Genomic DNA, 16,640 nt, shown 5'->3' with positions numbered 1-16,640 from the left:
GAGGAGGTCGGCGTGGAGAGGAGGTCGGCGCCGGAGAGGCGAGCGACCGCCGCTATCCCTTAATATTGCAGACGGGGAACGTCCGCGCCACCTTGTCGCCGATTCCCAGTTCGTCGCTGACGCGGATCACCTCGTCGATGTCCTTGTAGACGCCGGGGGCCTCCTCGGCGATGGTCGCGCCCGACTGCGCCTTCACGTAGATCTGCTGGCCGTCCTCGAGGTCGTCCTGCACGTCGCCGCCCCAGAACTCCTGTTTCGCCTGCGTCCGGCTCATCAGCCGACCGGCGCCGTGGGCGGTCGAACCGAACGACACCGACAGCGACTCCGCCCCGCCGCGGAGCACGTACGAGCCCGCGCCCATGCTCCCGGGGATGATCACGGGCTGGCCGACGTCGCGGTACGTCGCGGGCACGTCCTCGTGGCCCGCGGGGAACGCGCGGGTGGCACCCTTGCGGTGGACGTACAGCTCCCGCTCGGCGCGGTCCACGGCCTCGTCGCCGACCGCGGGGCGCCCGTCGGCGTCGACGCCGACCTCGTGGGTCTCCTTCTTCGCGATGTTGTGCGCCACGTCGTACAGCAGCTCCATCCCGAGGTCCTCGATCGGATCGGCGTCGAACACCTCACCGAACGTCTCGCGGGCCTGGTGGGTGATCAGCTGGCGGTTCACCCACGCGAAGTTGATGCACGCGCCCATCGCGCCGTAGTACTCGTCGGCCAGCTCCGAGCCGGCGGGCGCGGCCGCGAGCTCCTTGTCCGGCAGCGAGTCGAGGAGGTCGCCGTGCTCCTTCTCGATCCGTCGCAGGTAGTCGTTGCAGGTCTGGTGGCCGAGCCCGCGGCTCCCGCAGTGGATCAGGACGACGATCCCGTCCTCCTCGAGTCCGTACGCCTCGGCGACCTCGGGCAGGAACACGTCGGTGACGCGCTGGACCTCGAGGAAGTGGTTCCCCGAGCCGAGCGAGCCCATCTGGTTGCGCCCGCGGTCCATCGCCTTCTGGGAGACGTACTCCGGCCGCGCGTCGGGCCGGCGCCCCTCGTCCTCGCAGCGCGCGAGGTCGCTCTCGATCCCGTATCCCTCCTCGACCGCCCACTCGACGCCGCGCTCTAAGGCGCCCTCGATCGCGTCGGCGTCGCCGTCGATCACGCCGCCGCCGCCGAGCCCGGAGGGGACCGCCTCGAAGAGCGCGTCGACGAGTTCGGACTCGCGGCCTTTTATATCATTATATTTTAGATTTGTTTTTATCATTCTTACGCCGCAATTTATGTCGTAGCCGACCGCTCCGGGCGAAATACAGCCAGTACGGGCGTCGATGGCTCCGACGCCGCCGACGGGGAAGCCGTACCCCTGGTGGCCGTCGGGCATGCAGATCGCGGGCTCGACCATTCCGGGGAGGTGCGTCGCGTTCTTCAGCTGCTGGAGCGAGTCGTCGTCGCCGATCTCCTCCAGTAGCGACTCGCTGGCGAGCACCCGCGCGGGGACGTTCATCTCGCCCTCGCGGGGGATCTCCCAGACGTGGTCGCGCACCTTCTCCAGTCGGATCCCGTCGAACTCGCGCGTGGTCATACCCGGGCTTCGGCGCGGGGGGGCAAGGGCGTTGCGAGAGGCGGCCGGCCGTCGCGAGTCGTTCGCGGCCGTCGCCGGACGCTCGCGGCCGCCGCCGCTCTACCGGTCGACCGGGTCGAACGGCAGCCAGCCGATCGCGCCCTCGGCGAGGGTGAGCGCGGCGAAGACGCGACCGAGCACGAGGCCGTAGATCAGATGCGCGACGGCGATCACGGCGCCGAACTCGAAGCTCGCCGTGAGCCCCGGGACCGGCAGCGTCGGGACCGGTAGCGACGTCGCCCCCTCCAGCGCGATCGCGGCCGGCAACAGCAGCCCGCCCGTGATCACCCCGAGCAGCGCCGAGTGGACGACACCGAGCGAGAGGCAGCCCCCGACGTCGGCGCGCAGGTCGTCGAAGAACGAGCGGTCGAAGACCGCGACGAACAGGGCCCCGAAGAGGGCGCTGTTGAACAGGTGGACCGCCCAGCCGGCGAGGACCGTCTCGACGCCGACGAGCGCGCCGATAGTCGGCATGAGTCCCAACGCTCCGTGCAACACGACGCCCATCGCCACGCCGGCGACGAGGCCGCCGAGCGCGCCCGCGCGCCAGCGCCGGTCCTCCCGTTCCGCGTCGTTCGTCTGTGCCATACGGTAACAACGAACTCGATCCGGATAATCGTTTTCACGGATCGGCGCGTACCGGGGTTCTATTCCCACTCACACGTCGAAGACGACGTACGCGTACCACCCGTCGTCGCGCCGGTCGAGGGACATCTCGGAGTAGGTGACGGCCTTGATCTCGCGGGCCGCCACGTCGTCGAGGGGGACACCTCGGGCCGTCGCCTCGACGGTCCACGCCTCGGAGTCGTCCGGCCCTCCGTCTCCGTCGATCGGCGGGTCCTCCGGGCCGGAGACCGCGCACCGGTGGTCGGCGGGGAGGACGAGCCGCACGTCGCGCTCGTAGATCAGCCGGTCGAGGTAGTCGAACAGCAGCGCCTCGCGGCCCTCGGCGGTCACGGTGAGCCCGAACCGGTCGCCGCTCTCCGGGACGGTCTCGCAGCTCGCGGCGGTGAGCCCGTCGGCGACCGACTCGAACAGCGCAGCGAGGGTCGGCGCGGTCGCCTCGACCGCCACGTCGGCGGTGTGGTCGCGGAGCTCGAAGCTCACGGCCTGCCACCCGGATCCGTGTCGTCCGCGTTCCGCTCGCCGCTCGACTCGTCGTCCGGCGCGATCCGCTCACCGCCTCGGTTGGCGTGGCCGGGGCGGCCGGTGCGGTCGTCGTCCGGGCGATCCTCGGCGGCCGAGCGCTTCTCGGCGCCTGAGCGCTTCCCGGCGTCCGACGTCGGGGAGTGGTACGAGCCGATCCGTCCGTCGGGGCCGGCGTCGCGGACCTGCGTCGGCGACACGCCGTCGGTCTCGGCCGCGGCGCGTTCGAGCGCGACGCCGCTCGTCACCAGCGCCCGGATCCCCTCCTCGACGCTCAGGCCGACGTCGACGATCCGGCGCTCGGGGACGAACAGGACGTGCCCGCCCATCACCGGGTTCGGCGCCATCGGCATGAACAGCGTCCGCATCTCGCCGCCGTCGGCGGGGCGGGCGACCGCGTCCGGCGTCTCGCTCGTGACGAACGCGAGGGTGTAGACGTCCTCTGTCGGGAACTCGACCAGAACAACCTCCTGGAAGTTCCCGCCGTCCGACTCCAGCATGGCGTCGCTCATCTGCCGGAACCCCTGGTAGACGGAGCCGACGCCCGGGACCTGCTCGATCGCGTAGTCGGCGTAGTCGACCGCGAGCTCGCCGTACCGCGTCGACTCGACGGCGGCACCGATGAGGAGGATCGACCCGACGAACACGAGCGGCGTCGCGACCTCGATGGCGACCTCGCGCCCGACCGGGAGCGTCGACTCCGGCAACAGCGGGACGATCGCCGTGGAGAATGCGTCGAGGTAGTTGTAAACGGCGTTGAACGCGAACCCCAGCACCGCGAGGGTGATGACGGACGGGACGATAACGGCGACGCCGGTTAGGAGCGCGCGTCTGAGACGCCCTCTGTCCGGCGGCGACTCGGCGGCCATTATCGGCACAACGGCCGAGCCGACCAAAACGCTTCCGTCGTCGAAAGCGGCGTGGGCGCGCCCGGAGGGGAGAAACGGTTCGACCGCGACTCCCCCGGATGGTCCGACCGCAACCCTCCCCGGTGGCGGTGGAGTTATATTCCGCTGGCGTGTTACCCTCCTTTAGTGAGCGTCAACGTGGAGAAACGGACGGATCCGCCCGGAGAGTCCGACCACGCCGCGGCGGCGTGGGAACTCAAGGAGCGGATTCAGGCCGAGGAGGGCGTCCTCCGACAGCGCCGCGGCTTCTTCACCGACGCCTACCGCCGCTCCACGACGCACCTGCTCGTCGAGAACGACGCGCTCGTCGCGTTCGCCTCGGTCCGCCGCGACGGGTACATCCTCTTCCTCGCCGTCCACCCCGACCACCGGGGACGCGGCCACGCGGAGCGGCTCATCGCCGACGTCGCCGGCGAGTACCGGTCCGTCACCTGTCACGCCCGAACGACGAACGAGCGGGCGCTGGGCTTCTACGAGCACCTCGGCTTCGAGGTCGTCCGGCGGATCGACAACTACTACGAGGACGGCGGCGACGCCTACTACCTCAAGCTCGGCGGCGAGTCGCTCCGCGAGCGGCTCTCCGGTATCGTCGGGCGGTAGGCGGTCCGGCCGAGGCCCCTCTCGCCGTCGCCCCCGCGGAATCGACAACCATTAGCACGCGCCGCGAGGAGACGCGGGCATGACCGACGCCACCCCCGCGTCGCTCGCGGAGCGCGTCCGCGACGGCGAGATCCGGTTCCACGAGCTCGAAGATCACGCCGACGCCGACACCGCCGCGGCGGCCCGCCGACGCCTCGTGAGCGAGACCGCGGACGCCGACGTCGACGTCCTCGGCGAGTACGCGTTCGACGCCGCCGACGCGCACGGGTCGAACATCGAGAACATGATCGGCGCCGTGCAGGTGCCGCTCGGCGTCGCCGGCCCGATCTCGGTCGACGGCGGCGCGTTCGCCGGCGATCGGTACCTCCCGCTGGCGACCACGGAGGGCGCGCTGGTCGCCTCGATCAACCGCGGCTGCTCCGTGGTGAACGACGCCGGCGGGGCGACCGCGCGGGTGACGAAGAGCGGGATGACCCGCGCGCCGGTGTTTCGGGTCACCGACGTCGCCGAGGCGGAGGCGCTCGTCGCGTGGGTCCGCGACAGCGAGGACGCGCTGCGCGAGGCCGCGGAGTCGACGACGAGTCACGGCGAGCTGCTCGACGTGACGCCGTACGTCGTCGGCAACAACGTCTTCCTGCGGTTCCGCTACGACACGAAGGACGCGATGGGGATGAACATGGCCACCATCGCGACGCGGGAGGCCTGCGACGCCATCGAGGCGGAGACGGACGCCTCGCTCGTGGCGCTCTCCGGGAACCTCTGCTCCGACAAGAAGCCCGCCGCGATCAACGCGGTCGAGGGGCGCGGCCGCTCCGTGAGCGCCGACGTCGAGATCCCGCGCGAGGTCGTCGAGGAGCGGCTCCACACGACCCCCGAGGCGATCGCCGAGATCAACACCCGGAAGAACCTCGTCGGCTCGGCGAAGGCGGGCGGCCTCGGCTTCAACGCCCACGTCGCCAACGCGGTCGCCGCGATGTTCCTCGCGACCGGGCAGGACGAGGCGCAGGTCGTCGAGGGCGCGAACGCGATCACGACCGCGGAGGCGACGCCCGACGGCGACCTTTACTGCTCCGTGTCGCTGGCGAGCCTCGAAGTCGGGACCGTCGGCGGCGGGACGAAGCTCCCGACGCAGGCCGCCGGGCTCGACGTGCTCGGCGTCCGCGGCGGCGGCGACCCCGCCGGCAGCAACGGCGACGCGCTCGCGGAGGCGATCGCGGTCGGCGCGCTCGCGGGCGAGCTCTCGCTGCTCGCCGCGCTCGGCTCTCGACACCTCTCCTCGGCGCACGCGGACCTCGGACGGTAGGTCGGCGACACACGCGGACCTCGGGCGGTAGATCGGCGGCGGCGCACGCCGTCTATTTTATAAAAGGACGCTCAGTCGGACCACGCCGCCCGGTCCTCTCGGAGCGCGTCGCGGCCGGCGTCGGTGATCCGGTACACCGCCTCGCCGGTGACCCGCTCCGCGAGCCCCGCCGCGTCGAGCGCGTCCAGCCGCGACTCGACGTGGTCGAGGTACAGCCCCGTGTTGCTCGCGACGAACGCGGGATAGTCGGTCCCGGCGTCGGCGAGGTACGCGAGCACCCGCTCGTCGGTCCGTGTGAGCGAGGGGCCCGGGCCGTCCGGGTCGCCGTCGCCCTCCTCGGCCGGCGCGTCCCTCTCCGAGCCGGCGGGCGGTGCGTCTGACGCTGGCATCCTACGTGTGTTACTTGTTACCAATATAAAGAGTATTGGGTGTTTCCCGCGCGCTGAGAGACACGACGAGGGGGAGTCGATTCGGCCGTCGCCTCAGTCGTCGGCGCCGGCCGACTCGCCGTCCGGGCCGGAGCCGTTCGGCGACCGGTCCGGGAGCATGGGCGAGCCGTCGGCCCGGGGTCCGAGCCGCGGGCCGTGTGGGCCGTTGTCGGGGTCGATCCGGCGGCGGGTGCGGTAGTCGGTGGAGCGCTCGACCGGGGTGCGGCCGATCGCCGTAATCATCTCGACGTAGTCGTCGAACGACCGGTACTCGCCGTACTCGCCGCCGGCGCGCTTCGTGATCTCCTCCGAGAGGATGGTGCCCATGAAGTCGTCGGCGCCGCAGTTGAGCAGCTTCAGGCCGTGGGCGTCGCCCGACTTCACCCACGAGGCCTGCACGTGGTCGACGTTGTCTAAGAAGAGGCGCGCGACCGCCACCACGAGCTCGTCCTCGTCGCGCGAGGGACCGGAGTCGACGACGCCGTGGCGGTAGAGGGGCGTGTTCTGGTGGATAAAGGAGAGCGGGACGAACTCCGTGATTCCGCCGGTCCGGTCCTGGAGGTCGCGGATCACCTTCAGGTGCTCCGCGCGGTGCGCGACCGTCTCGACGTGGCCGTACATCATCGTCGAGGTGACGTCGAGGCCGGCGGCGGTCGCGCCCTCCATCGCCGCGACCCAGTCGTCGGTGCGGATCTTCCCCGGGCAGATCACGTCGCGGACCTCGTCGACGAGGATCTCCGCGGCGGTGCCGGGCGCGGAGTCGAGTCCCGCGGCCGCCAGCTCGCGGTAGACGGTCTCGTACTCCCAGTCGGTGCCGCGGGCGGCGTGGTACGCCTCCTCCGGGGTCATCGAGTGCAGGTGGACCCCGCCGACGGACATCGCCTCGAGCTGGTCGACGTAGGTGCCCGGGTCGGTGGCGTACCGCTCGGGCGGCTTGTAGTTCACCGCGCTCGCGGCGTCGTCGTAGCCGGCGAGGATCTCGTGGTGCTCCTCGTTCAGCGCGAGCGCGGGGTGGAGCCCCGACACCGAGCACACCTCGTAGATCCCCATGTCGAGGGCGTCGTCGACGACGCGTCGGGACTCCGCGGGAGTCTTCGTGAATCCGGCGTGGTCGGCGTCGCTGTCGGCCTCGAACGCGTGCGCCGAGTCCTTGAAGTTGCAGAACAGGCAGCCCGTGTTGCAGGCGGTCGTGACGTTGTTGTTGAGGTTGGCGACGAACGTCACCTCGTCGCCGACCTCCTCGCGGCGCCGGCGGTCGGCCGCCTCGAGGACGGCCTCCTTCCGGACCGGGTCGATCCCCGCCGCGTCCGTGCCGGTCGCGAGGAGTTCCGTCGCGTCGTCGACCGTCAATCGGACGCCGTCGCGGGCCTTCGCCAGCGCGTTCTCGAACGACTGGTCGGTGGCGGGCTCGGCGAAGTCGAAGTCGCCCCGGTCGAGCGCGTCCGCGTCGGCGGCGTCAGCGTCGGGATCCCGCGCCGAAGTCATCCAGTAACCGTCCCCGCCCCACGAATAAAAACGGGACGGTCACGGCACCCCCTCTCAGAACCGTGATGCGGGCCGCACGCGCGAGGTGTGCGGAAGCAGGGCTTCGAACCGCCGATGTCGACATGATTTATAAACCCACGAGGAGTGACTCGGTTTCTCATTTAAATAACTGCGGTGGCGCGTGCCTGCGAGCGGCCATCGGCCGCGAGCAGCGCGCGCGAGGGAGTCGGCCGGTCGGAGCGAAGCGGAGGCCGGCCGACGAGGCTGGGGAGGTCTGAGGTGCGGTTGCGGTGCTGTGTGGGGCGGGACTCAAAGGGGCAGCCGTGAGGCGGGCGCAGGCGACGCAAGCACCGTAGGGAGCGAGCAGCGCGAGCGACCGAGGAGCGCAGCGAGCGTGCGCCCGCCTCACGGCTGGGGCTTTGGAGGTGTTCGCCGTCACTTCGCCGACAACGACGCATAGCCTCACGGCTGGAGCTTTGGAAGAGTTCACCGCGTCACCGATTTATAAACAAACGGGCACAATCCGTAGGACGATCGCAGTACTCCCTATTTATCGCGCCAGTTCCCGGTCCTCGTCGGCGTGCGCTCGGACCCACAGCTGGCCGATTCGCGAGAGCGTCGTCCGGTAGGACTTCCCGTGTTCCTCCTGCTCGATGTACCCTTTCCCGCCGGGGCCGAGCCGGTCGACGTTGTAGATCACCTTCGAGCGGAACGAGTCGGTGTACTCCTCGTTGAGGTCGGCCGCGAGCGTCTCCGCGAGCTCGGAGACGGAGGCGAACTCGCCGTGCTCGCCCAGCGTGAATAAGACGAGCTCCTCGAACGGCTTGACGTTCTGGAAGGAGGCGACGGGCAGCTCGATCACGTGGCTGTCGCCGATGCGCTTCGCGCCGATGGTGGTGCCGCGCTCGTCGAACTCCGCGAGCAGGTCGGTGGTCGTCTCGAGGCGGTCGGCGACGCGGTCGGGGTCGACGACGCTTCCGTCGCCATCGCCGTCATCGTCTCCCGAGCCCCCGCCCGCGAGCGCGTCGCTCTCGACCAGCTCGCGCAGGAGGTCGCGGTTGGCCCGGAGCTCCTCGGCGAGCTCGGTCTCGAGGTACTTCTCGGGGGCGGTGTAGTAGGTGTGAATGCGGTCGCGGTCGTCCTGCCGCTCCACCATGATCGAGTGGGCGGCGGTCGCGAACGCGAACGAGACCGGGCGCGGCATCGAACAGAGGTTCACCCACACCTCGCGCTCCGCCTCGTCGTCGTCCGGGTCGCCGCGATCCTCGCCTCCCGCTTCGCCTCCCGCATCGGCCCCCCGACGTTCGTCCCGGTCGAGCTCCGCGTTGATGAGGTCGAAGGCGCGCTCGAAGGCGGCGTCGTAGTCGTACACGTCGGTGAGCTGCTCGCGAACGGTCTCGGCGCCGAGCAGGTTCTGGAAGTCCTGTTCGAGCTTCCGAGCGATGTTCCGCGAGTACTCGACGTTGGCCTCGCTGCCGACCGTCCCCTCCAAGAGGATCACCCGGTCGACGTCGAACTGGTCCCGGATGAGCGGGGCGATCATGCGGTCGTAGTCGAAGCCGACCGGCACGATGTGCGTCTGCATACGTGGGACGTGAGGGCGGCGCTTATAAAAAGACGGAGTCTCGGGAGCGCGACGGGCCGGTCGATTTTTCTCCGCGGGGCCCGCGCTCCGAGGTAATGACCGGCGCGGCGCTCGCCGTCGACCCCTCGACGTACGCCCTGTTCGTGCTGGCGGCGGCGACGCTGATCGTGACGCCGGGCCCCGACACGCTGTTCGTGCTCTCCCGCGGGATCGAGGACCGGAGGGACGGCCTCCGCGCCGCGCTCGGCGTCACGACGGGAATCCTGTTCCACACCGCGCTCGTCGCGGTCGGCGTCGCGGCGGTCTATCGAACTGTGCCGGGCGCCGAACGAGTCGTCCAACTCGTCGGCGGGCTCTTCCTCCTCTACCTCGGCGTCGACGCCCTGCGGTCGGCCGGGGGCGACCGGTCGTCGCCGGCGGGGGGCGGCGTGCGCGAGGGGTTCCTCGTCAACGCCCTCAACCCGCAGGTCGCGCTGTTCTTCCTCGCGTTCCTCCCCGGGTTCGCGGCAGGGAGCGCCGGCGGAGGCGCCGGCGGCACGTCGATCGCGGTCCTCGGCGCCACCTACGCCGCGCTCACGGCCTGCTACCTCGGCGTCGTGGCGGTCGTCGCCGACGGGGCCGCCGACGCGCTCCGGTCCGAGCGGACCGGCCGCTGGCTGGACCGGGTCGCCGGCGGGATCCTGCTCCTGATCGGCGCGTGGGTGCTGACCGGGTGAGCGGTCGTCGTCCGGCGTCGCGGGACGGGACACGACCGTTCCGGGACGCGTAGATTGATAACGCGTACCGTCGGTGTGATACCTGTCACATGTCCGAAATCGCCGCCGAGACGCTCCGCGAGGAGACGGAGGTGCTCGCGTTCGACCTGTGGGACACGCTGCTCGACCGAGAGGCGACTCTGGTCCCCGCGCTACGGGCCCTGCTCGACGACCACGGGAGCGACTACGACCCCGAGATACTGCTCCGGCGGTACCTCGCCATGCACTTCCGGGACTCGATGATCGACTCGCTGATACCGGGCCCCCACACGCCTTTTAAAGAGATCAGCCGGCGCGCCCTCGCGTACCGGCTCGAACAGATCGGCCTCGACGTTCCGGACGAGGCGGTCCGCGCCGTCATCCGGCAGTGGAAGACCCTTCAGCCGTACCCGGACGTCGACGCGGCGCTGGATCGACTGAGCGAGGAGTACGAGCTGGTCGGCCTCTCGAACGGCGACCCCGACATGCTCGACGCGGTCCGCCCCAACTTCGAGACCGAACTGGACGGCGTGGTGTCGGTCGCCGACGCGGGCGCGTACAAGCCCCACCCGGCGTCGTACGAGCTGACCTGCGAGGCGTTCGACGTCGCGCCCCACGAGGTCGCGTTCGTGACCGCGCACACGTTCGACCTCGTCGGCGCGAAGGCGGTCGGCATGCGCGGCGCGTTCCTCAACAGACACGGGAACCCGTACGGCGGGTGGATCCACCGGCCGGACCTCACCGTCGCCGACACCGAGGCGCTGGCCGACGCGCTCGTTTCCCGCGGAACCGACGGGGAGTAGCAGCGCCGCGAGCGCGCGGGCGAGTCGCGTCGCCCTGGGAGCGCAAGCGAGTAGCGCCGCCGCGCCGCCGACCGCTTCCAAAACGGGTAATTCCCCGCGGCGAGAGGGTACCGTATGGACGCACGCATCCGCGAGCACGCCGAGATCATCGCCGACCACTCGACCGGCATCGAGTCGGGCGACGACGTCGTCATCCAGCTGCCGGCCGAGGCCGAGGACCTCGCGGTCGCCCTCCACGAGGTCTGCGGAGACCGCGGCGCCAATCCGGTGTACCTCAACTACTCGAAGCGCGCCCAGCGCGCGTTCAAGCGCTCGTCCGAGGAGTTCACCGAGCCGGACCACCGGCTCGCGCTGTACCGGGAGGCCGACGTGTTCGTCATCGCGCGCGGCGGGTCGAACGCCACCGAGGACGCCGACGTCGACCCCGAGACGAACGCCGCCTACAACCGCGCGATGGAGGACGTCAAGCGGACGCGCCTCTCGAAGACGTGGTGTCTCACGCAGTACCCGACCGCGAGCCACGCCCAGCTCGCCGGGATGAGCACCGAGGCGTACGAGGACTTCGTCTGGGACGCGGTCTCGCTCGACTGGGACGAGCAGCGCGCGTTCCAAGCGGAGATGGTCGAGATTTTGGACGACGCCGACGAGGTGCGGATCCGCTCGGGCGAGGAGACGGACCTCACGCTCGACGTCTCCGGGAATTCGACGCTCAACGACAACGGCGAGGCGAACCTCCCCGGCGGCGAGGTGTTCACGGCGCCCGTGCGCGACGGCGTCGACGGCGAGGTCCACTTCGACCTCCCGCTGTACCGCTACGGCCGCGAGATCGAGGGGGTCCGGCTCCGGTTCGAGGACGGGGAGGTCGTCTCGCACTCCGCCGAGCGCAACGAGGACCTCTTGACGGGGATCCTCGACACCGACGAGGGGTCGCGGCGGCTCGGCGAGCTCGGCATCGGGATGAACCGCCAGATCGACCGGTTCACCTACAACATGCTGTTCGACGAGAAGATGGGCGACACGGTCCACATGGCGGTCGGCTCCGCGTACCCCGAGACGGTGGGCGAGGCCAACGAGGTCAACGAGTCCGCCGAGCACGTCGACATGATCGTCGACATGAGCGAGGACTCCGTCATCGAGGTCGACGGCGAGGTCGTCCAGCGCGACGGGACGTTCGTCTTCGAGGACGGGTTCTGAGGCGAGGACGGGTTCTGAGGGTGTCGTCTGGCGGGGTCCCGGCCGGGCCTCGTTTCGGCGTACGGATTTATACGCCGACACGACGTACACCCGCCCATGCCAGAAGAAGTCCTCTTCAAATCCGAGAGCAATCGAAGCCGCGAGGAGATCGCCGCGTACCTCCGGACCGTCGCCGACTCGCTGGAGTCCGGCAGCGAGATCACGCTCAGTCGGGGCGGCGAGTCGGTGACGATGGCTCCGCCGGCCCGGCCGACGTTCGAGGTGAAAGCGGAGCGCGAGGGACCCGCCGACGGCCCCGGCGAGCTGAGCGTCGAGTTCGAGCTGGAGTGGGACGAGGACGGCGGGGGCGGCGACGCCGACGGGGACCTGACGATCGAGTGAGCGTTCGGGGCGGCCCCCTCTACGGGACGCTCCCCGGGACCTCGACGAACGCGTCGCGCGCTGAGAGCCGGTCGAGCGTGTCGTCGACGCGGTCGCGGATCGTCTCCATCCGCTCGACGAGCTCCTCGTACTCGTCGCCGCCCGTCGCGTCGGCCGCCTCCAGCGCGGCCTTCTTCGAGGCCAGCGCGAAGAACTCCTGGCTGTGCTCGTCGAACTCCGCGCGGTAGAGGAGCACCTCCACGAGCGTGAGGAGGTCCTCCTTCGTCACCGGCTTCGTCTTGTAGTCGTCGAACGGCATGTCGACGATGTCGACGTCGGGCTCGACCGCGGTGAGCATCGCGACCCGGGCGTCGTAGCCGGCCGCGCGCATGGCGGTGAGCACCTCGTGACCGGACATATCCGGCATCCGACGGTCGAGGAGGACGACGTCGACCGACTCGTCCATCTCCTCCATCGCCGCCTCGCCGCCGGTCGCGATCCGCACGTCGTACGCCGAGCTGAGGTACACCCGGTACAGCTCGGCGAGGTCGGGCTCGTCGTCGACGGCGAGGACCGTCGGCTCGGTCGCACCGTCGGTCATGGTCGGACACCCGCGGTCCGCGAGTCGTCCGTCGGGGACACCGAACCGACGCGTTCGACCGCCGCTCGTGCGCTCATAACGGGGAATACGCACGCCTTCTGTTAAAACGTTGACCCGCGAGTATCACAGATGATACTCTCGCGGCGGCGGGGCGACCGACCGCCTCGAACGGGGATCGGGGGTCAGTTCCCGCGGTCGGGCCGGCAGACCACCGTGACCCAAAGGCACATTTACGCGCGCTCCATACCAACCAGCAACGAATGTCTCATAGCCCCTCACTGCCCGACCGCCCCCGTCTGGAGCTCGATCCGGAGATGAGCGAGACGGAGCGGCTCGAAGCGATCCGCCAGCACTACCGACGGATCCTGCAGGTGAACGAAGAGCTGGAGCAGCGGCTCGACGACGCGCAGGGTCGCCGCGGCGAGCTGAAGGCCGACGTCGACGAGCTGAAACGCGAGAACGAGGTGCTGAAGACCTCCTCGCTGTACATCGCGTCGGTCGAGGAGATCACCGACGACGGCGTCGTCATCAAACAGCACGGCAACAACCAGGAGGTGCTGACGCAGGCGGCCACCCGGCTCGACGAGGACCTCCGCCCCGGCGACCGCGTCGCGATCAACGACTCCTTCGCGGTCCAGCAGGTGCTCGACGACGAGACCGACTCACGGGCGCAGGCGATGGAGGTCACGGAGTCGCCCGACGTCGAGTACGCCGACATCGGCGGCATCGACGACCAGATCCGCGAGGTCCGCGAGGCCGTCGAGGACCCCCTAGAGAACCCCGAGCAGTTCGAGGCCGTCGGCGTCGAACCGCCGAGCGGCGTCCTGCTCCACGGCCCGCCGGGAACGGGGAAGACGATGCTCGCGAAGGCCGTCGCCAACGAGTCCGACGCGACGTTCATCAAGATGGCCGGCTCCGAGCTCGTCCGGAAGTTCATCGGCGAGGGGTCGCGGCTCGTCCGCGACCTGTTCGAGCTCGCCGCCGAGCGCGAGCCCGCCGTCATCTTCATCGACGAGATCGACGCCGTCGCCGCCAAGCGGACGGACTCGAAGACCTCGGGCGACGCCGAGGTCCAGCGGACGATGATGCAGCTGCTCTCCGAGATGGACGGCTTCGACGACCGCGGCGAGGTCCGGATCATGGCCGCGACCAACCGCTTCGACATGCTCGACGAGGCGATCCTCCGCCCCGGCCGGTTCGACCGCCTCATCGAGGTGCCCGAGCCCGACGCCGAGGGGCGCGCCCGCATCCTCGAGATCCACACGCAGGAGATGAACGTCGCCGAGGGGACGGACCTCTCCGAGGTCGCGTCGGACTTAGAGGGGTACAGCGGGGCCGACATCGCCTCGCTGGCGACCGAGGCCGGCATGTTCGCGATCCGCGACGGCCGCACGGAGGTCACGCTCGAGGACTTCGAGGCGGCCCGCGACAAGCTCCAGGACGCGGAGCAGACCGAAGAGCAGGTCATCAACTACCAGTACTGAGACTACGGACCGGCAGTCGGTTTCGAGTTCTGCGGGATTTCTGGCGGTTGAGCGGTGTTAAACGCCTCTAACGCCCCAGCCGCTCGTTTATAAACGACCGATACCGACTCGACGGCAAACACCTCCAAAGCCCCAGCCGCGAGGACGGCGCACGCTCGCTGCGCGCTTCGGTCGTTCGCTTCGCTCACTCCCTCCAGTGCTTGGGTCGCCTGCGCCGTCCTCGCGACTGCCCCTTTGAATCCCACCCGACCGCACAGCACCGCACCTCACCCCTCCCCAGCCTCGTCGGACCGGCGCGGCTGCGCCGGTCCGACTCCCTCGCGGGCTGGCTCGCGGCCGCCGGTGGCGGCCGCTCGCAGGCGCGCCACCGCTGTTATTTATAAACATCCACGTTGACGGCGGGTCAGGAGACGACTGCTTCGTAACCCCTTAGCGCGGGGGCCGACGATCCGGACGTAATGAACACCATCCACGTCGCCGGCGGCGTCGGGGTCGCCGACACGGCGATGGCCTCCTACGACGCCGCGCTCGCGGACGCGAACCTCCACAACTACAACCTCGTCGCGGTCTCCTCCGTGGTCCCCGCAGAGGCGACCGTCGAGGCGGTCGAGGTGGTCCCCGACCTCGGCCCCGCCGGCAACCGGCTCACCGTGGTCGAGGCGCGTCGCACTGTCGGCCCGGACGACGAGGTGGACTTCCGCGAGGGCGGCCGCGCCGGCGCGGAGGACGCCGAGTCGAAGCGCGCACCCCGACGCCGCCCGGACGTGGCCGCCGGTCTCGGCTGGGCGACCGGTCCCGGTCCCGGCCTCTTCTACGAGGTGACCGGCGAGGACCCCGAGGACGTCCGCGAGCGCATCGAGGCCGGGCTCGACGCCGGCGGGGAGCTGCGCGACTGGGACCTGCCCGACCGCGAGGTGCACGTTGAGACGACGGCCTCGGCGCCGGACCGGTACACGACCGCGGTCGTGATCGCCGCGTACGGCGAGTCGGAGCCGATACTGTAGCCGTCGAGGCTCGCTGCGAACCGGGATCCGCGGACCGCAGCGACGGGTCCCGACCGTGGATCGCCCCCGCCGACGCCTTTTTGAACCGTCTCCGCGTACCCAACGTGTCTTCGATGAACGGCAACAACCCGTACGCCGGGGCACCGGGTGTGACGAACGCGGGCGAGCCCGCGGCCGTCGACCTCTCCCCCGACCAGGAACGGCGCCTCCGGCGCGCGGTCGCCGGAATCGTCTCTCGAACCGAATCGTATCTTCCGAACAGCTACGCCGTCGGCTCGGAGCTGTCGGTCGGCGCTAACGGCCCGCAGGCGACCGTCGCGGTCAATCCGCCCGCCGGGCACCCCGTCTCGGCCGGCTTCACGCCGGACCCCGACGAGCTCGAGGCCGGGATCGCCGACGCCGACACCGACGAGGTCGCCCGCGGGCTGGCCGCCAGCGCCGCGATGCAGGTGATGGACGCCGTCGGCGACGTCACGCCGACCGCGAAGTGAGTTCGGGCTACTCCGCCGTCTCCTCTGCTGACTCCTCCTCCGCCGGCTCTTCCCCGCCGACAGCCCCGTCACCCGCCGACGCCGGCGGCTCCATGACCCCTTGTACGCGGCCGTAGATGCCGAATATCTCCTCGTATCCCTCCTCGCTCGCGAGGATCGGGACGAGCCCTTCCTCCTCGACGCGGTGGGTGTACACGTCGTCCTCAGCGAACACCGACCCCGGCGGGATCGCCTCGAAGTTCGCGAAGTGGACGTGCGGCTCGCCGCCGCCCTTCGGCACCTCCTCGTCGCCCGCGACGACCGTCGTCTCGGTGAACGTCGGCGGCTCGTCGTCAATAGCGCCGTGCGCCCGGAGGAACGCCAGACAGGCCTCGTGGCCGAACTTGACCGCCTCCTCGCTCCCCTGTCTGCCGACCTCTATCGAGACGGTGTGGGGGACGACGGAGTCGAGCGTCGTCGACCGCAGCTCGCTGGAGTCGACGACGTACTCCACGGGCATCCCGGTCACGCTGCGGCGAACCGACTCGGTCGGGTCGCTGTAGATGGCGAACGGCGGCGGGGCGCTGTGGGAGGTGTGGAGCGCGAGCACCGCGTCCATCCCCTCCAGTTCGGCCGCGAGCCGCGGCGCGAGCGTCCGCTCGTAGTCGTCGCTGTCGGGGTCGCCCGGGAAGACGCGGTTCAGGTCTGCGTCCGTGTACCGCGTCCCGGCCGCCAGCGCTCGCTCGTTGGCGACGATCAGCCGAACGCTCCCGCTCCCGGGCCCGTCCTCGTCAAGTTCGTCGGCGAGCCGCCTGACGATCCGCTCGCCGGCGGGCTCGTCGCCGTGGATCCCGCCGACGATCGCGACGCGGGCCGAGCCGGCCGACCCGCGCTCGATCGTTTCCATGGAAGGCCGTACACGCCGGTCGAATATT

At 70.3% G+C, this 16,640-nt stretch carries 18 protein-coding genes; 9 read left to right on the top strand and 9 right to left on the bottom strand.

Annotated elements, in window-relative coordinates:
* Window positions 1-52: 52 nt before the first annotated feature.
* The 4 genes from Hrr1229_RS09835 to Hrr1229_RS09820 form a co-directional block, all read right to left on the bottom strand.
* Window positions 53-1,561 (bottom strand): RtcB family protein, encoded by a 1,509-nt coding sequence (locus Hrr1229_RS09835; protein ID WP_123113062.1) that lies wholly within the window; start codon window positions 1,559-1,561, stop codon window positions 53-55.
* Between the two features lie 99 nt (window positions 1,562-1,660).
* Window positions 1,661-2,188, bottom strand: a complete 528-nt coding sequence (locus Hrr1229_RS09830) for a hypothetical protein (RefSeq protein ID WP_123113063.1) — start codon at window positions 2,186-2,188, stop codon at window positions 1,661-1,663.
* A gap of 69 nt (window positions 2,189-2,257) precedes the next feature.
* A complete protein-coding gene (locus Hrr1229_RS09825) occupies window positions 2,258-2,707 on the bottom strand; it encodes an archease (protein ID WP_123113064.1) in 450 nt (149 codons plus the stop codon).
* On the bottom strand, window positions 2,704-3,615 hold the full coding sequence (locus Hrr1229_RS09820; protein WP_123113065.1) for a DUF502 domain-containing protein: 912 nt from the start codon (window positions 3,613-3,615) through the stop codon (window positions 2,704-2,706). Before Hrr1229_RS09820 ends, Hrr1229_RS09825 begins: the two co-directional genes overlap by 4 nt.
* A 165-nt stretch (window positions 3,616-3,780) precedes the next feature.
* On the opposite strand from Hrr1229_RS09820, the gene Hrr1229_RS09815 reads away from it, so the two are divergent.
* Together Hrr1229_RS09815 and hmgA are read left to right on the top strand one after the other, a co-directional pair.
* The gene (locus tag Hrr1229_RS09815) at window positions 3,781-4,254 is read left to right on the top strand and encodes an N-acetyltransferase (protein ID WP_123113066.1); all 474 of its coding nucleotides are present in this window, start codon (window positions 3,781-3,783) and stop codon (window positions 4,252-4,254) included.
* A gap of 79 nt (window positions 4,255-4,333) precedes the next feature.
* Window positions 4,334-5,557: a hydroxymethylglutaryl-CoA reductase (NADPH) gene (hmgA, locus tag Hrr1229_RS09810; protein WP_123113067.1), complete on the top strand. Its 1,224-nt coding sequence runs from the start codon at window positions 4,334-4,336 to the stop codon at window positions 5,555-5,557.
* A 71-nt stretch (window positions 5,558-5,628) separates the two neighbouring features.
* On the opposite strand, the gene Hrr1229_RS09805 is transcribed toward hmgA, so the two are convergent.
* From Hrr1229_RS09805 to Hrr1229_RS09795, 3 genes are all read right to left on the bottom strand, one after another.
* Entirely contained in the window at window positions 5,629-5,946 is a 318-nt protein-coding gene (locus tag Hrr1229_RS09805; protein WP_123113068.1) for a DUF2250 domain-containing protein, read from the bottom strand.
* Between the two features lie 93 nt (window positions 5,947-6,039).
* On the bottom strand, window positions 6,040-7,470 hold the full coding sequence (gene cofH / locus Hrr1229_RS09800; protein ID WP_123113069.1) for a 7,8-didemethyl-8-hydroxy-5-deazariboflavin synthase subunit CofH: 1,431 nt from the start codon (window positions 7,468-7,470) through the stop codon (window positions 6,040-6,042).
* A gap of 550 nt (window positions 7,471-8,020) precedes the next feature.
* Window positions 8,021-9,055 carry a DUF6293 family protein gene (locus tag Hrr1229_RS09795; protein ID WP_123113070.1) on the bottom strand — a complete coding sequence of 345 codons (1,035 nt, stop codon included), beginning with the start codon at window positions 9,053-9,055 and terminating at the stop codon, window positions 8,021-8,023.
* A gap of 95 nt (window positions 9,056-9,150) precedes the next feature.
* On the opposite strand from Hrr1229_RS09795, the gene Hrr1229_RS09790 reads away from it, so the two are divergent.
* The 4 genes from Hrr1229_RS09790 to Hrr1229_RS09775 all read left to right on the top strand — a co-directional run bounded on the left by Hrr1229_RS09790 (window position 9,151) and on the right by Hrr1229_RS09775 (window position 12,167).
* Window positions 9,151-9,771: a LysE family translocator gene (locus Hrr1229_RS09790; RefSeq protein ID WP_123113071.1), complete on the top strand. Its 621-nt coding sequence runs from the start codon at window positions 9,151-9,153 to the stop codon at window positions 9,769-9,771.
* An 89-nt stretch (window positions 9,772-9,860) separates the two neighbouring features.
* Window positions 9,861-10,592, top strand: a complete 732-nt coding sequence (locus Hrr1229_RS09785) for a haloacid dehalogenase type II (protein WP_123113072.1) — start codon at window positions 9,861-9,863, stop codon at window positions 10,590-10,592.
* Window positions 10,593-10,706: 114 nt separating this feature from the next.
* Complete coding sequence (locus tag Hrr1229_RS09780; RefSeq protein ID WP_123113073.1) at window positions 10,707-11,786, top strand: aminopeptidase; 1,080 nt, start codon at window positions 10,707-10,709, stop codon at window positions 11,784-11,786.
* A gap of 96 nt (window positions 11,787-11,882) precedes the next feature.
* A complete protein-coding gene (locus Hrr1229_RS09775) occupies window positions 11,883-12,167 on the top strand; it encodes an amphi-Trp domain-containing protein (RefSeq protein WP_123113074.1) in 285 nt (94 codons plus the stop codon).
* A 19-nt stretch (window positions 12,168-12,186) separates the two neighbouring features.
* On the opposite strand, the gene Hrr1229_RS09770 is transcribed toward Hrr1229_RS09775, so the two are convergent.
* Window positions 12,187-12,747 (bottom strand): response regulator, encoded by a 561-nt coding sequence (locus Hrr1229_RS09770; RefSeq protein ID WP_123113075.1) that lies wholly within the window; start codon window positions 12,745-12,747, stop codon window positions 12,187-12,189.
* 260 nt (window positions 12,748-13,007) lie between these two features.
* Here Hrr1229_RS09770 and Hrr1229_RS09765 point away from each other — a divergent pair, with 260 nt between their 5' ends.
* The 3 genes from Hrr1229_RS09765 (at window position 13,008) to Hrr1229_RS09755 (ending at window position 15,726) form a co-directional block, all read left to right on the top strand.
* Window positions 13,008-14,231 (top strand): proteasome-activating nucleotidase, encoded by a 1,224-nt coding sequence (locus Hrr1229_RS09765; protein WP_123113076.1) that lies wholly within the window; start codon window positions 13,008-13,010, stop codon window positions 14,229-14,231.
* Between the two features lie 458 nt (window positions 14,232-14,689).
* Window positions 14,690-15,235 carry a pyruvoyl-dependent arginine decarboxylase gene (locus Hrr1229_RS09760; protein WP_123113077.1) on the top strand — a complete coding sequence of 182 codons (546 nt, stop codon included), beginning with the start codon at window positions 14,690-14,692 and terminating at the stop codon, window positions 15,233-15,235.
* A gap of 113 nt (window positions 15,236-15,348) precedes the next feature.
* On the top strand, window positions 15,349-15,726 hold the full coding sequence (locus Hrr1229_RS09755) for a DUF5811 family protein (RefSeq protein ID WP_008007407.1): 378 nt from the start codon (window positions 15,349-15,351) through the stop codon (window positions 15,724-15,726).
* 7 nt (window positions 15,727-15,733) lie between these two features.
* Here the strand turns inward: Hrr1229_RS09755 and Hrr1229_RS09750 are convergent, their stop codons facing one another.
* Window positions 15,734-16,612 carry a succinylglutamate desuccinylase/aspartoacylase family protein gene (locus Hrr1229_RS09750; RefSeq protein WP_123113078.1) on the bottom strand — a complete coding sequence of 293 codons (879 nt, stop codon included), beginning with the start codon at window positions 16,610-16,612 and terminating at the stop codon, window positions 15,734-15,736.
* Between the last annotated feature and the right edge of the window lie 28 nt (window positions 16,613-16,640).

It is taken from the genome of Halorubrum sp. CBA1229 (genome assembly GCF_003721435.2).
Lineage (GTDB): Archaea > Halobacteriota > Halobacteria > Halobacteriales > Haloferacaceae > Halorubrum.
Note: the sequence above shows the minus strand (reverse complement) of the source record. Positions and strands in the feature narration are given on the sequence as shown.

What these genes read in the sequence shown, in the direction of transcription:
- Hrr1229_RS09820 (WP_123113065.1), bottom strand. Translation starts at nt 3,615, where the DNA reads ATGGCCGCCGAGTCGCCGCCGGACAGAGGGCGTCTCAGACGCGCGCTC.
- Hrr1229_RS09780 (WP_123113073.1), top strand. Translation starts at nt 10,707, where the DNA reads ATGGACGCACGCATCCGCGAGCACGCCGAGATCATCGCCGACCACTCG.
- Hrr1229_RS09835 (WP_123113062.1), bottom strand. Translation starts at nt 1,561, where the DNA reads ATGACCACGCGCGAGTTCGACGGGATCCGACTGGAGAAGGTGCGCGAC.
- hmgA (WP_123113067.1), top strand. Translation starts at nt 4,334, where the DNA reads ATGACCGACGCCACCCCCGCGTCGCTCGCGGAGCGCGTCCGCGACGGC.
- Hrr1229_RS09770 (WP_123113075.1), bottom strand. Translation starts at nt 12,747, where the DNA reads ATGACCGACGGTGCGACCGAGCCGACGGTCCTCGCCGTCGACGACGAG.
- Hrr1229_RS09775 (WP_123113074.1), top strand. Translation starts at nt 11,883, where the DNA reads ATGCCAGAAGAAGTCCTCTTCAAATCCGAGAGCAATCGAAGCCGCGAG.
- Hrr1229_RS09755 (WP_008007407.1), top strand. Translation starts at nt 15,349, where the DNA reads ATGAACGGCAACAACCCGTACGCCGGGGCACCGGGTGTGACGAACGCG.
- Hrr1229_RS09765 (WP_123113076.1), top strand. Translation starts at nt 13,008, where the DNA reads ATGTCTCATAGCCCCTCACTGCCCGACCGCCCCCGTCTGGAGCTCGAT.
- Hrr1229_RS09750 (WP_123113078.1), bottom strand. Translation starts at nt 16,612, where the DNA reads ATGGAAACGATCGAGCGCGGGTCGGCCGGCTCGGCCCGCGTCGCGATC.
- Hrr1229_RS09785 (WP_123113072.1), top strand. Translation starts at nt 9,861, where the DNA reads ATGTCCGAAATCGCCGCCGAGACGCTCCGCGAGGAGACGGAGGTGCTC.
- Hrr1229_RS09795 (WP_123113070.1), bottom strand. Translation starts at nt 9,055, where the DNA reads ATGCAGACGCACATCGTGCCGGTCGGCTTCGACTACGACCGCATGATC.
- Hrr1229_RS09805 (WP_123113068.1), bottom strand. Translation starts at nt 5,946, where the DNA reads ATGCCAGCGTCAGACGCACCGCCCGCCGGCTCGGAGAGGGACGCGCCG.
- Hrr1229_RS09760 (WP_123113077.1), top strand. Translation starts at nt 14,690, where the DNA reads ATGAACACCATCCACGTCGCCGGCGGCGTCGGGGTCGCCGACACGGCG.
- Hrr1229_RS09790 (WP_123113071.1), top strand. Translation starts at nt 9,151, where the DNA reads ATGACCGGCGCGGCGCTCGCCGTCGACCCCTCGACGTACGCCCTGTTC.
- Hrr1229_RS09830 (WP_123113063.1), bottom strand. Translation starts at nt 2,188, where the DNA reads ATGGCACAGACGAACGACGCGGAACGGGAGGACCGGCGCTGGCGCGCG.
- cofH (WP_123113069.1), bottom strand. Translation starts at nt 7,470, where the DNA reads ATGACTTCGGCGCGGGATCCCGACGCTGACGCCGCCGACGCGGACGCG.